The organism is Streptomyces sp. NPDC046349, assembly GCF_055587885.1.
In genome coordinates, this window is sequence record NZ_JBVJFK010000017.1 from 162859 (window position 1) to 176355 (window position 13497).

Sequence of the window (13497 nt, forward strand, 5' to 3'; positions counted from 1 at the left end):
CCACGGGGCGGCGCCACCCGAACCGATCGTGGTCCGGTAGCCCCGTCGGCGCGAGAGGAGAGAACCAAGCGGGTGAACGAGCGAGGGAACCCGCCCCGTACAGGGCATGGAAGATCCATGAAGGAAAACGTCGACCACCGCGTCCCGGTCCTCATCGTGGGCGGCTCGCTGGTGGGCCTGTGCACCTCGCTGTTCCTCGGCCGTCATGGCATCACGCACATGCTGGTCGAGAAGCACGCGGGAACCTCGCTGCACCCGCGTGGACGCGGTATCAACGTACGCACGATGGAGCTGTTCCGGGTCGCCGAGGTCGAGGACCGGATCCGCGAGGCCGCCTCGGTCCTGGCGGACAACCACGGCATCCTCCAGGGCGGCTCGCTGACCGGTGACGACCAGGAGTGGCTCTTCGAACAGATCGACCCGGGTGGCGCGCTGGCGCGGTTCAGCCCCTCGACCTGGTGCCTGTGCAGCCAGAACGACATCGAGCCGGTCCTCATGTCCGTGACCCCCACGCTCGGGGCGGACCTGCGGTTCTCCACCGAACTGCTCTCCTTCGAGCAGGACGGGAGCGGGGTCACCGCGATCGTCGTGAACCGCGAGACCGGGGAGCACAGCACGGTGCGCGCCGACTACCTCGTCGCCGCCGACGGGCCGCGCAGCCCCGTGCGCGAACAGCTCCGTATCGGCCAGAGCGGTCCCGGGGACCTGTTCCACAACGTGAGCATCACCTTCCGGTCCCACATGCTCGCGGACGTGATCGGCGAGCGGCGTTTCATCGTGTGCTACCTGACCAAGCCCGACGCCGACGGGGCCCTGCTGCCCGTCGACAACCGCGAGCGGTGGGTCTTCCACGCCCCGTGGCACCCCGACCGGGGCGAGACCCTCGAGGACTTCACCGACGAACGCTGCGTCGAGCACATCCGGCGGGCCGTCGGCGCGCCCGACCTGGACGTCGAGATCACCGGGAAGGCGCCGTGGCACGCAGCCGAGCGCGTCGCCCAGCGGTACGCGGCCGGCCGGGTCTTCCTCGCCGGCGACTCCGCCCACGAGATGTCGCCCACCGGAGCCTTCGGCTCCAACACGGGCATCCAGGACGCGCACAACCTCGCCTGGAAGATCGCCGCGGTGCTGGACGGCGCCGCAGGTCCCGGGCTGCTGGAGACGTACGAGGCCGAGCGGCTCCCGGTGGCGCGGGCGACGAGCGAGCGGGCCTCGGCCCGTTCGGCCGAGCACAGCCACCCGGGTTACGAACCGGAGCCCGAGTCCGTCCCCGAGGCGCCGGCGCGCGCCGGCGGCCGGCAGAACGGGGTCCTCGCCGTGGCCATGGGGTACCGGTACGCCCAGGGCGCGGTGGTGGGAGCCGACCCGGACCTGCCGGTCGTGCCCGAGCGGATGCGGCTGTGCGGAGACCCGGGCTCGCGCGCCCCTCACCTGTGGCTGCGCGACCCGGTGGCGGGGCGGCGCAGGTCCACCGTCGACCTCTACGAGCGGTCGTTCGTCCTGCTCAGCTCCGAGGGCACGCCGTGGAGCGGTGCGGCGGGATCGGTCGCCAAGCGGATGAACGTCCGCCTGGACGCCTACGCGATCGGCACCGGCCCGGAGGCCGACCTGATCCCGGAGGACGGCGGCGACTGGGCCGAGGCACACGGCACCACCCCGGGAGGAGCGGTCCTGGTCCGCCCGGACGGCTTCGTGGCCTGGCGGTCGGTGGAGGCGGTGGCGGACCCGGAATCGGTCCTCTACCGGGTCCTCACCACGGTGCTGGACCGCTACTGACGCCCGGCCCGCCCGGAGACGCAGGAGGGCGCCGTCCCGTGGAAATCCACGGGACGGCGCCCCTTTTCCATACGGCCCGGATCAGCTCACGGGACCGTCGTCGCCGAAAGCCGTCCAGGTCCGCCGGCTTGCCGACTTGGCAGTCGGCGATCCGCCACACCACCTGCTGTGGGGTCCCCAACGCGCCCGTGGACGGGCGAGTACCCGATGATCCGCGTACGAGGGGGAAGGGCAGCGCTCCGACCGGCAAGCGCTCCCGGGTGTTGCACGCCGCCATCCGGATGTCGGACAACTCCGCCCGTTGCCGGCGAAGGGCATCTACTCTGGCCGGGCAGCTGGTTCGCCCCGTCCGCCAGGCGGGACGCGTCGTAAGAGGGAACCCGGTGGGAATCCGGGACTGCCCCGCAGCGGTGAGCGGGAACGACCGCCGTCATACGCACTGGGACCGCGACGAGGTCCTGGGAAGCGACGGCCAGTAGGTGCCCGCCGGGAGACCGGCAGGCGTGCCCGCGAGTCCGAAGACCTGCCCGTTGCCCGCGTGCGACCCGTCGTGCGCGGAAATCCCGGTGACCTCGTGGGCGGGTCGGCGACAGATCAGGCGGGCTACCGCGGGCGCGTACGCACAGGTACGCACTCCCGCAACCGGTCGAGGTCCGTCCGATGCGTCATCCCTTCGCGCTCCCGACCCTCACCGGGTCCACAGGAGACAGCTCGCGAAGGAGAGTTCCGTGACCAGCAAGACTCCCGCCACCGCCGTACGGGCCGGTGCGGCCACCGTGTACGGCTACCCCCGTCAGGGGCAGAACCGGGAACTGAAGAAGGCCGTCGAGGGCTACTGGAAGGGCCGGGTCGGCGCCGACGCCCTCCGGGAGACGGCCCACGACCTGCGCCGGACCACCTGGCAGCAGCTGGCCGACGCCGGCATCACCGAGGTGCCCACCGGCGACTTCTCGTACTACGACCACGTGCTGGACACCAGCGTCATGGTCGGCGCCGTCCCCGCACGCCACCGCGCCGCCGTCGACGCGGACGCCCTGGACGGCTACTTCGCCATGGCGCGCGGCACCCAGGAGGTGGCCCCCCTCGAGATGACCAAGTGGTTCGACACCAACTACCACTACCTGGTGCCGGAACTGGGCCCGGACACCGTCTTCGTCGCCGACTCCTCCCAGCCGGTCGCCCAGTTCGAGGAGGCCCGCCTGCTCGGCCACACCGCCCGCCCGGTGCTGCTCGGACCGGTGACGTACCTGCTGTTGGCCAAGCCCGCCCCCGGCGTGGCGGCCGGCTTCGACCCCCTCGCCCTCCTCGACCGGCTGCTCCCGGTGTACGCACGCGTCCTCGCCGACCTGCGTGCGGCCGGGGCCGAGTGGGTGCAGCTGGACGAGCCCGCCCTGGTGCAGGACCGCACCCCGGCCGAGCTGAGCGCCGCCGCCCGCGCGTACCGCGAGCTCGGCGCCGCGGCCGACCGGCCGAAGCTGCTCGTGGCCTCGTACTTCGACCGGCTCGGCGAAGCCCTGGCCGTGCTGGCCAAGGCCCCCGTGGACGGGCTCGCCCTGGACTTCACCGGCGCGGCCGCCGCGAACCTCGACGACCTCGCCGCCGTCGGCGGCCTGCCCGGCAGGCGCCTGGTCGCCGGCGTCGTCAACGGGCGCAACATCTGGATCAACGACCTCGAGAAGTCCCTCGCCACGCTCGGCACCCTCCTCGGCCTTGCCGACAGTGTCGACGTGGCCGCCTCCTGCTCGCTGCTCCACGTGCCGCTGGACGCCTCCGCCGAGCGGGACATCGACCCGCAGGTCCGGCGATGGCTCGCCTTCGCCCGCCAGAAGACCGCCGAGATCGCCACGCTCGCCCGCGGCCTCGCCCGCGGCACGGACGCCATCGCGGCCGAACTCGCCGCCAACCGGGCCGACCTGGCCTCCCGTGCCGACTCCTGCGTCACCCGCGACCCCGCCGTCCGCGCCCGGACCGCGGCCGTCACCGACGCCGACGGCCGCCGCTGCCGGCCCTACGAGGAGCGGGCGACCGCCCAGCGTGCCCGCCTCGACCTGCCGCTGCTGCCCACGACGACCATCGGATCGTTCCCGCAGACGGCCGAACTGCGCACGGCCCGCGCCGACCTGCGGGCCGGCCGCACCGACACCGCCGGCTACGAGGACCGCATCAGGGCGGAGATCCGGAAGGTGCTGGCCTTCCAGGAGAAGGCGGGCATCGACGTGCTGGTGCACGGCGAGCCCGAACGCAACGACATGGTCCAGTACTTCGCCGAGCAGCTCACCGGCTACCTCGCCACGCAGCACGGCTGGGTCCAGTCCTACGGCACCCGCTACGTCCGCCCGCCCGTCCTCGCCGGCGACGTCTCCCGCCCCGAACCGATGACCGTCCGCTGGACCGCGTACGCGCAGACGCAGACGACGAAGCCGGTCAAGGGCATGCTCACCGGGCCGGTCACCATGCTCGCCTGGTCCTTCGTCCGCGACGACCAGCCGCTCGCGGACACCGCCCGGCAGGTCGCACTGGCCCTGCGCGACGAGGTGAACGACCTGGAGGCGGCGGGGACCTCCGTCATCCAGGTGGACGAGCCCGCACTGCGGGAGACCCTCCCGCTGCGCGGCGCCGACCACGCGGCCTACCTCTCCTGGGCCACCGAGTCCTTCCGGCTCACCACCGCGGGCGTCCGGCCGGACACCCAGATCCACACGCACATGTGCTACGCCGAGTTCGGCGACATCGTCGGGGCCATCGGCGACCTCGACGCCGACGTCATCAGCCTGGAGGCGGCCCGGTCCCACATGCAGGTCGCCGACGAGCTGTCCGGCGCGGGCTATCCGCGCGAGGTCGGGCCGGGCGTCTGGGACATCCACTCGCCGCGGATCCCCTCCGTCGACGAGGCCTCGGCGCTGCTGCGCAAGGGCTTGGGGGCCATCCCGGCCGAACGGCTGTGGGTCAACCCCGACTGCGGCCTGAAGACCCGGGCCTGGCCCGAGACCCGGGCCTCCCTGGAGAACCTGGTCGAGGCGGCCCGCCTGGTCCGCGCCGAGGCGGGCGCCGACCGCTCCGGCGCCGTCTGACCGGCGGAGTCCGTCAGACGGAGAGCGGGGGGCCGGCGTACTCCGGCGAGTGCGCCCGGTCCCCGTCCGCGTCCCCGTCCGCCGTCGCGGTGAGCCCCGCCACATGGTCGGTGATCATGTCGAGGATGGCCGCCGAGACCGCGGCGTCGCCGAGCACGAGGTGGTTGAGGGTCAGACCGTCCGTCATGGCGGCCAGGTACCGGGCCAGTACGTGCACCGGTACGCGCAGCTCGAAGGGCATGAGCCGGCGGAGCTGTTCCAGGAGCTCGGTGTAGGTGTCGCAATACAGCTCGTACTGGCGTCGTGCGAGATGCTCGAATCCTGGCCGGCGCAGGGCGTACTGCGTGAGTTCGTAGGTGAGCATGTGCTCGCCGGGGTTGGCGGCCACATGGTCCCAGTACGCCTGGAAGCCGGCCCGGATGGTCTCCCGGAGGGTGGCCCGCGGCCGGATGGCCTCCCTCGCCACGGTGATGCCGTGCTCGGTGATCGCCGCGATGACGGACTCCAGCAGGGCCTGCTTGGAGTCGAAGCAGTAGTGGAAGACGCTCAGGGAGACGCCGGCCTCGGCGCAGATCGAGCGCGTCGTCGCCCTGGCGACGCCGTCGCGGGCCATCACACGGATCGCCGCCTCGGTCAGCTGGCGGCGTCGCGCGGCCGACGGCATCCGTGCCATGGGCGTGGTTCCCTTCGTTCCGTGCGGTGCGGTGCGGTGCGGTCGGGCAAAGGCGTACGGGGCCGGCCGGATCGGCGGATCCGGCCGGCCCCGTACGCGGGGACGTGAGCGGCGTCAGCTGCTGTAGACGCCGATCTCATGGAGCGAGTAGCCCCACTTGGTGCCGCGCTGTACTCCGTGGACGCGAACGTAGCGGGCCGTGGTGCCGGTGAACAGGGCCGTGTCGAGACCGCCGTCACCGGTGGTGGTGGACCACGCGGACCGCCAGTCCACGCCGTCGGCAGACAGCTCGATGCGGTAGGCCTGCCCGTGCGCCCGCTCCCAGTCGAGAGTGACGCGCCTGACCAGGTTCGCCGCCCCGAGGTCGATCCGGATCCACTGGTCGTCGCTCCAGTCGCTCGCCCAGCGGGTGCCCGTGTTCCCGTCGACGGCCCGGGAGGGGGCGTAGCTGGTGAACGGGTTCCACTCCGAGGAGCTGGCCGTGGCGGACGCGCCCGCTGCGAGGTTCACCCCGGCCTTGTGCTTCTCGGACGAGCCCCAGGTGGTGAGGTAGGACTCGGCACCGCGGAAGAGGTCGTCGACGACGTCCTGGCCGCCGACGATCCGCAGGTCCTCGATCCAGTCCGGGACCAGGCCGTAGTGCGAGGCGCCGTCGGTGTTGAGGTCCCAGGTGCGCTGCCCGGTGGTCTGCTTGTCGATGACGGAGCCGCCGTCGACGCTGCGGAACGGGTAGCGGACGGGGTTCGGGGTGTCGGCACCGCGGGGCCCGGGCCAGCCGCCGACGCCGTTCATGTCGGTGCCGTAGCCGTAGCCGACGTTGTACTTGTCGCGCAGGGCGTTCTTGGCCTTGGCCTCGGCGCTGAAGCCCTCGGCGCCCCCCATGTACTGGGCGACGAACCCGCCGAGCTTGTAGAGCCGCTCGGTCCAGTTGTCGTCCATCCAGCTGTGCGAGGAGATGACCCCGGGGTAGGACTCCGACTCCAGGATGTCGAAGGCCCGGCCGGCGGCCTTGACGCTCATGTGGTCGATCTCCAGCATCATCTTGCGTTTCATCATCCCGCGCACCGCGTACTCGCCGAGCTCGGTCAGACCGCGCGTGTTGCACTGTGCGTCCGCCGCGTACGAGGGCACGGACACGCCCGCCGGGAGCTCCTTCTGCGCCGCGGGAGCGGCCGCGAGCCCGATGGGGTTGTCGTGCTGGGGGCCGGTGCACTTCTCCGTCTTCCAGAAGGTCCCGGTCGACAGGAACTGGCCCACGTTGATCGCGGTGCCGAGCGCGCCCTGGTCGAATCGGACCCCGCACAGGGCGTTGTCGAACTTGTGGCAGAGGAACATGCTCCGCACGCCCAGCCGGTGCAGCTCGTCGAGGCCCCGGTCGATGTCCTCCTTGCTGCACTGCGCGAAGTCCAGGATCTGCTTGCAGCCGAACGGCTCGGAGGTCTCGACCCCGAGGACGACCGCCAGCTTGCCCTGCTTGACGACCTCGCGGGCCTGGGCGGAGTCGGTGACGATCCGGAACCAGCCCTTTCCGGGGCCGCCGTACATCTTGTCGATGTAGGCCTGCATGTCGTACGTCTTCTGCGCTTCGAGCCGGATGGCCGTCATCTCGTCGCAGCTGCGGTCCTTGAAGAAGTAGACCGAGCAGATCACCCCGTTGGTGACGAGGTCGTTGACGAGCACGCGCTGGCCGCCTCGCCAGGCCCGTTCGACCCACGCGTAGTAGTTCTGCTGGTGGGTGAGCGAGTCGTGGGCGGGCCAGTCCTTGAAGGTGGGCCAGCCGTCCGGGTCGTGCTTGCCGTCGCCGCCCTTGGTGATGAAGTCGAAGATCGCCAGGGTGCCGTCCGGGTAGTGCTCGGGACAGTCCTTGAGCGCGTCGGCCACGCCCATCTCGGAGAAGGGCTTGCCGCAGATGAGGCGCCCTCCGAAGCCCTCGTTGGACATCAGGTGGTCGTGGGCGTCGACGAATCCGCGGACCCGTCCCTGGGCGTCGGTGCCTTTGAAGGGTTCGCCGGTGACGTTGATCTCGGAGTCGGGTGCGGGCCGCGCCACCGGGTTCCACCAGCCGGGGTCGTCGGCGGCGGAGCTGGGCACGGGGCCGAGCACCATCGCCACCACGGCGAGGAGCAATGACAGGACCGCGATCGGGCTGCGCCTGGGGTGCTTGTGTCGGGAAATGGTCATCACTCACGTCTTCGGTCAGCGGATGGCGCGGTGGAGGAGCCGGATCCGTGCGGGGACGCGACGGCCGGAGGGAAGTGGTCGACTTGTCATGAACCCGCAAACGGTGGGTCGAGAATCGCCACTGGCGCTGGCGGAGTCAAGAGTCCGGGACGGATGACCTGATGATTCGTCAGGTGATCCGGTCGCGGGATCCGGCGCGGACGGGCGGGCCCGGCGTGGCCGCGCGGCGGGAGCCGCCGGGACGGCCTACCGTCGGGGTATGAGTGCGATGGCCGTGGTGTACGAGGTGGAGGACCCGGTGGCGGCGCACGCCGACGCGCCCGCGGGTGGCGGCGAGGTGGTCGTCGTGCGCGTGCATGCGGCGCCCGGGATGCCCGGGATGCCCGGTGTCCCCGGTCCGCGGACCTACTGCGGCAGGGACACCTTCGCCATGCGGGCCGCCCCGCAGCGGTCCGCGGGGCAGTCCGGCCCGACGTGGTACGACGCCGGGTACGCGGACCGGGTCTGCCCCGCGTGCGACGACGCGGTGGGCACCGGCTGAGGCGCCCCGGCGGCGCCCGTCCGGTCCGGTGTCAGCGGGCGTTGTGCTCGGGCAGGTCCGTCTCGGCCGGGGCGAAGCCGAAGCCGCGGGCACCCTTCTTCTCGGTCTGCTTGCCGCAGAACGCGGCTTCGAGGGTGCCGCCGAGCGCCGTGTTGGCCGCGCCCTTGTTCGAGGTGTTCGCCATCGCGGACAGGCTGCGCCGTCCGTCGCGCGTGGAGAAGGCGTACGTGTAGAAGCCCTGCACCGTGCCCGTGTGCCCGTAGACCGACGTGCCGCAGGAGAGGTCGTAGCGGCGCAGGCCCAGCCCGTAGAACCGGGTGTTGGTCGTGTCCGTCGGGGTCGCGGTGACCATGGCGTCCAGCAGCCGCGGGGCCAGCAGCCGGCCGCCGAGCAGCGCGGAGGTGAAGGTGTTCAGGTCTGCCGGGCTGGAGATCACCGCCCCGGCGGACTGGGCCCACGACACGGTCTGCTCGGTGGAGTCGACCAGCGGCGCGCCGGCCTCGTCGGGGTGGAGGTAGCCGCGGGCGTGCAGCCCCTTGATCTTCGTGTCGGGGTGCACGTACGTGGTGTTGCGCAGGCCCAGCGGCTTGAAGATGCGCCGCTCGTACTCCTTGCCCACCCGGTTGCCGGTGGCCTTCTCGATGAGCATCCCGACGACGACGAAGTTGGTGTTGGAGTACTTGTACGCCACGCCGGGTTCGGTCGTCCTGGGCTCGCGCAGCGAGAGGTCCAGAAGCTCCTGGTAGCCGAACACCCGGTTGCGCACGGCCTCGAAGCCGGGGACGGTGTGCTCGAACATGGCGTCGGTGTAGTCCGCGAGACCGCTGCGGTGGGTCAGCAGGTGGCGCACGGTGATCCGGTCGTCGGGCAGCAGACCGGGCAGGTGGCGGTTGACCGGGGCGTCCAGGTCGATCTTCTCCTCGCCGACCAGCTGGAGCAGGACGACGGAGGAGAAGGTCTTGCTGACGCTGCCGATCCGGAAGCGGGCCTGCGGATCCATGGCCGCGCCCGTGGCCTTGTCGCGCACGCCGACGGCCCGGGTGCGGACCCCGTCGGGGCCGCTGAAGCGGGCCATGGCGCCTGGCGCCCCGGCGGCCGTCGTGTTGCGCAGTGCCTGGGTCAGCGCTTCGAGGTCGGGGGCGGTCCCGGCGGCCCGGGCGGTGGTCGCGGGCGCGACGGCGGCCGTCACGGCGAGCAGGGCGGCGGTCAGGGCGAGGCGTCGGTTCACGGGCTGCGGCACGGTGTTCCTCTGGTCGGTGGTCAGTCGGCAGGGAGGGTGGGGCGTCGCGGACGGCCGGCCGGCGCGACCGCGACTCGCCCATGAAGGATCATCGGGTAGGAACGGCGGCGGTGGGAGCCGCAACGCGCCGTTCTGCGGGGGCAGTTCCAGAAGGCAGAGCGCCTCCTGGCACGTGTCCACCTTGCGAACCTCCCCGGTGACGGTCATCGGGAACTCCTCCACGACGTGCACGTAGCGCGGGATCTCGAAGTGGGCCGGCCAATGCCCGCGCAATACGCTCGGACGGCGTCCGCGGTCAGCGCCTCGGCCCCTTCGCGCCTTCGCGCCCACGCCGTCAGCTCCTCCCCGTACCTGGGTCGGGAACCGCGATGAGCTGCACGTCGAGCACGTCCGGACGGGTGTGGAGGAACTCCTGGACCTCGCGCGGGCAGAGGATCTCCCCGCCGCGGATCACCGTGTCCTTGATCCGGCCGGTGATGCTCGGGTACAGGTACCCGTCGTCGTCCATGACGGCCAGGTCGCCCGTGTGCATCCGGCGGGCCGCGTCGACGGCCTCCGCGGTGCGGGCCGGTTCCCACCACGGACCGGCGGGGTCGGCAGGCTGCCCGACGCGCGGGCGATCCGGGGTGACGGAGCCTGAAATATACTGATGGGGTGACTGAGAATCCCCTGCCGGCCTGCCCCGAGTGCGCCGGTGCCTACGCCTACGAGATGGGCTCGCTGCTGATCTGCCCCGAGTGCGGACACGAGTGGCCGCTCGATTCCGCCGGACCGGGGGAGGTCCCGGAGGAGCGGGTGATCAAGGACGCCGTGGGCAACGTCCTGGCCGACGGCGACACCGTGACGGTCGTCAAGGGGCTGAAGGTCAAGGGCAGCCCGACCGGGATCAAGGCGGGCACCAAGGTGCGCAACATCCGCCTCGTCGAGGGCGTGGACGGCCACGACATCGACTGCAGGATCGAGGGGTTCGGGCAGATGCAGCTCAAGTCCGGCGTGGTCCGAAAGGTCTGAGGGGCCGAGGGCGTCCGAGAGCCCGGAGGAAACGCAAGGCGCCTGCCGGGCAGAGCCCGGGCAGGCGCCTTCCTGGTACGGGGGGTCCGGCCGGGCAGGATCAGGGCGCGGAGAAGACGCGCTGGGGCGCGGGCGCCCGGGTGGTGATCGCCGCCGTGGCCGTGAAGACCTCCTCGCCGTTCTGCCGGGCCACGACCCGGACGGGAAGCCGGCGGCCGTCCGGCGCCGCCGTACGGTCCGGGAGCGCGGTCGTCTCGACCCAGCAGGGCGAGTTCAGCTCCGCGTAGCGGAAGAACTGCATCTCCATGTCGGTCAGGACACCCCGGTGTGGGAAGGCCGAGGCGTACGCGGCCTGGCGCACCGCCTCCAGCAGCAGCATGCCCGGGGCGTGGTCGACGGGGTGGTCGAAGAGGATCGGGTGGTTGATGTCGGCCCGCAGCTGCGCGCGGTGCGTGGAGCTGGTCGGGGAGAGGACCACGTCGTGGAAGCGGTCGCGGCACACCCGCCGGGGCGTCATCGGCGGCGGGAGCGGGATGACGCGGGCGGTCACCTGGTCGAGGTCGCCGTTCCCCCCGCGCAGGCGCTGGTAGACGGCTTCGGGCTGGTTGGTGAAGCCGGCCTCGGCCGTCCCCAGGAACTCCCCGTCACGGGTGGCGGTCACGTGCATGGTCAGGCGGGCGAGCCGGCGGCCCCGGCGGGTGATGCCCGAGCAGCGGATGTGCAGCATGATGTCGGCCGGCCTGGGGCCGACCACGAGCGCGGCGGGGTTGGTCGAGCAGCTGAAGGTGTCCCAGATCTGCCGGTGACCGAACGGGACGTCGTACGCCACGTGGCTGAGCAGCGGGATGGCCTGGCGGACTGATTCGGCCAGGAGGAGCGGGTCGTGGTGGCCCGCGTCGGGCGAGTAGAAGCTGTGGGCGCGGGGCCACTGGGCGGTGACGACGTACTCGTCGGGAGCGACGGAACGCCATCCGGTGAGCAGGACTTCGGAGTGCGCGCTCTTGTGCACGTACTCCCGCGGTAAGGCGCTGCTGAGCGAGGTGGTTTCGGGCGAGGTGGAGCGTGTGGCTGAGACAGTCATCGGTTGAGCCCCCCTGGAACGTCGGACATGAGCTGGTGCTTGTTCGGCGCTGGGTCCTAAAATAAAGGATGTTCGTTTTTTTTGTCGAGAAGGTTAGGTGCTCATGTCAGAACGAAAGCAGCAACGAGCCCCGCAACTGAGGGCGGTTCAGACGAAGGCGGCCATCCTGCGCGCCGCCGCGGAGGTCTTCGACGAGTTCGGCTTCAGCGGAGCCAGCATCAGCAAGATCATGAAACGGGCGGACGTCACGCAGGGCGGGATGTACTTCCACTTCAGCTCGAAGGAAGAGCTCGCCTACGCCGTGATGGTCGGGCAGGGCGAGGGCCTGGAGTTCCCCGCGGGCGAGGACGGCCTCCAGCGCCTGGTCGACATCACGCTCTACCTCGCGGAGCAGCTCCGGCACAATCCGGTGCTCCGGGCCGGCGTGCGGCTGGCCGTGGAACAGGGTGAGTTCGGCCTGCGCGACGACGTCGCCTACCAGGCCTGGGTCCTGGAGTTCCGCCAGCAGCTGCGCTTCGCCCGGGCCAAGGGCGAGCTCCAGCCGGACGTCGACGACCACGAACTGGCCTGGGTGCTGGTCAGCTCGTTCACCGGAGCCCAGCTCTTCTCCCAGGTCTCCACCGGCCGGGCCGACCTGCCGCAGCGCATCGCCTCGCTCTGGCGCTACCTGCTGCCCGCCGTCGCCACCGAGGACACCCGCAAGGGCCTGCGCCTGACACTGGAGGCGGCCGCGCCGGAGCAGCAGGGGTGAGCGGCCGTCAGGTCGTCGTGACCGGGGCCACCGGCTTCGTGGGATCCGCGGTCCTGCGCCACCTCCTCGAGCTGGACCCGCGGATCGTGGCGCGCGCGGTGTCCCGTACGCCGGCCCCGCCCGCGGCGGGCGCCTTACGCCGGGTGGGCGCGGACCTGGCCGACCCGGGTTCCCTGCACGGGGTGTGCGAAGGCGCCGACGCCCTGCTCTCGCTGGCCTCCTACGTCGGACCCGACGCGGGTCGCTGCGAGGCGGTCAACTCCGCCGGGACCGCCGCCCTGATGGCGGAGGCGCGGCGCGCGGGCGTGCGGCGCATCGTGCACCTGTCGACCTGCGCCGTCTACGGTCCGGGACCGCACCGTGGAGCCGACGCCGGGGAGCTGGCGCCCGCCCCGGTGTCGCCGGCCAGTACCAGCAGGCTGGCGGGCGAGACCGCCGTGCTGGCCTCCGGGGGCCTGGTGCTGCGCGCCGGACTGGTGCTGGGCAGGGGTGACCGATGGGTCGTGCCGGCTGTCGCGGACGCCTTCCGGCGCGTGCCGGCGCAGTGGGACGGGGGAGCGGGCCTGGCCTCCTTCGTCGACGTCGACGACCTGGCGCGGCTGCTCGCGGCGTTCGCCCTCGGGGACGGCGGTCCGGCCGGGGCGAAGGGGGTCCTGCACGCCCACCACCCCGAGCCGGTGCGCAACCGGGACCTCATGCACGCCCTGGCCGGGCACGGGGTACTGCCGGAGCAGCCCGCCGCCGACCGGCCCTGGAGCAGGTGCCTGGAGGCCCTGGCCGCGACCCCGGGCTGGGTGAGCGAGCGGCAGTTCACACTGCTGGCGCGGGACCACTGGTACCGCGCGGACACGGCATGGCGGCTCGCCGGCGTCGATCCGGGCCCGGGCCCGCTGGACCGGCTCGGCCGGGCGGCCCCCTGGTACCGGGAGAGGGGCGCCGTCGCCCCGGGGTGACGGGGATCTGCCAAAGCCTCAACGGGATGGGGGCGGACCGGCCGTGGCGGGGAAGGGGACGGGTAGCGTCCCGGACACAGCCGGTCCTGGTCATCCCGAACCCTGCGGAGGAGTGGAAATGCCCGATCTTTCGAACATCGTCAAGGCGTACGACGTGCGTGGCGTTGTGCCGGACGAGTGGGACGAGTCGCTGGCGGAGCTGTTCGGGGGTGCTTTCGT

11 protein-coding genes and 1 riboswitch are annotated in these 13497 nt (G+C 72.0%); of the genes, 6 read left to right on the forward strand and 5 right to left on the reverse strand.

Features of this window, described 5'->3' with window-relative positions; genetic code table 11:
- The first annotated feature begins 117 nt into the window (after positions 1 to 117).
- Both ACZ6JS_RS32805 and metE read left to right on the forward strand, forming a co-directional pair.
- The gene (locus ACZ6JS_RS32805) at positions 118 to 1776 is read left to right on the forward strand and encodes an FAD-dependent oxidoreductase (RefSeq protein ID WP_469303420.1); all 1659 of its coding nucleotides are present in this window, start codon (positions 118 to 120) and stop codon (positions 1774 to 1776) included.
- 319 nt (positions 1777 to 2095) lie between these two features.
- Positions 2096 to 2321: riboswitch (cobalamin riboswitch) on the forward strand.
- Positions 2322 to 2504: 183 nt separating this feature from the next.
- Positions 2505 to 4847 carry a 5-methyltetrahydropteroyltriglutamate--homocysteine S-methyltransferase gene (gene metE, locus ACZ6JS_RS32810; protein WP_469303421.1) on the forward strand — a complete coding sequence of 781 codons (2343 nt, stop codon included), beginning with the start codon at positions 2505 to 2507 and terminating at the stop codon, positions 4845 to 4847.
- Positions 4848 to 4860: 13 nt separating this feature from the next.
- Here metE and ACZ6JS_RS32815 read toward each other — a convergent pair whose 3' ends face one another.
- Positions 4861 to 5520, reverse strand: a complete 660-nt coding sequence (locus ACZ6JS_RS32815; protein WP_469303423.1) for a TetR/AcrR family transcriptional regulator — start codon at positions 5518 to 5520, stop codon at positions 4861 to 4863.
- A 114-nt stretch (positions 5521 to 5634) separates the two neighbouring features.
- Positions 5635 to 7701 carry a galactose-binding domain-containing protein gene (locus tag ACZ6JS_RS32820; RefSeq protein ID WP_469303424.1) on the reverse strand — a complete coding sequence of 689 codons (2067 nt, stop codon included), beginning with the start codon at positions 7699 to 7701 and terminating at the stop codon, positions 5635 to 5637.
- Between the two features lie 259 nt (positions 7702 to 7960).
- Between ACZ6JS_RS32820 and ACZ6JS_RS32825 the strand changes: the two genes are divergently transcribed.
- The gene (locus ACZ6JS_RS32825; RefSeq protein ID WP_469303425.1) at positions 7961 to 8242 is read left to right on the forward strand and encodes a hypothetical protein; all 282 of its coding nucleotides are present in this window, start codon (positions 7961 to 7963) and stop codon (positions 8240 to 8242) included.
- 31 nt (positions 8243 to 8273) lie between these two features.
- Here the strand turns inward: ACZ6JS_RS32825 and ACZ6JS_RS32830 are convergent, their stop codons facing one another.
- A complete protein-coding gene (locus tag ACZ6JS_RS32830) occupies positions 8274 to 9482 on the reverse strand; it encodes a serine hydrolase domain-containing protein (RefSeq protein WP_469303427.1) in 1209 nt (402 codons plus the stop codon).
- A gap of 334 nt (positions 9483 to 9816) precedes the next feature.
- The gene (locus ACZ6JS_RS32835) at positions 9817 to 9990 is read right to left on the reverse strand and encodes a hypothetical protein (protein ID WP_469303428.1); all 174 of its coding nucleotides are present in this window, start codon (positions 9988 to 9990) and stop codon (positions 9817 to 9819) included.
- Positions 9991 to 10136: 146 nt separating this feature from the next.
- Here ACZ6JS_RS32835 and ACZ6JS_RS32840 point away from each other — a divergent pair, with 146 nt between their 5' ends.
- Positions 10137 to 10493, forward strand: coding sequence for a zinc ribbon domain-containing protein YjdM (locus ACZ6JS_RS32840; protein WP_469303430.1), 357 nt, complete (start codon positions 10137 to 10139; stop codon positions 10491 to 10493).
- A 100-nt stretch (positions 10494 to 10593) separates the two neighbouring features.
- On the opposite strand, the gene ACZ6JS_RS32845 is transcribed toward ACZ6JS_RS32840, so the two are convergent.
- Positions 10594 to 11574, reverse strand: coding sequence for a ScbA/BarX family gamma-butyrolactone biosynthesis protein (locus ACZ6JS_RS32845; RefSeq protein WP_469303432.1), 981 nt, complete (start codon positions 11572 to 11574; stop codon positions 10594 to 10596).
- A gap of 103 nt (positions 11575 to 11677) precedes the next feature.
- On the opposite strand from ACZ6JS_RS32845, the gene ACZ6JS_RS32850 reads away from it, so the two are divergent.
- Complete coding sequence (locus ACZ6JS_RS32850; RefSeq protein ID WP_469303434.1) at positions 11678 to 12325, forward strand: ScbR family autoregulator-binding transcription factor; 648 nt, start codon at positions 11678 to 11680, stop codon at positions 12323 to 12325.
- Positions 12322 to 13278, forward strand: coding sequence for an NAD-dependent epimerase/dehydratase family protein (locus ACZ6JS_RS32855; protein ID WP_469303436.1), 957 nt, complete (start codon positions 12322 to 12324; stop codon positions 13276 to 13278). Before ACZ6JS_RS32850 ends, ACZ6JS_RS32855 begins: the two co-directional genes overlap by 4 nt.
- Positions 13279 to 13497: the final 219 nt, after the last annotated feature.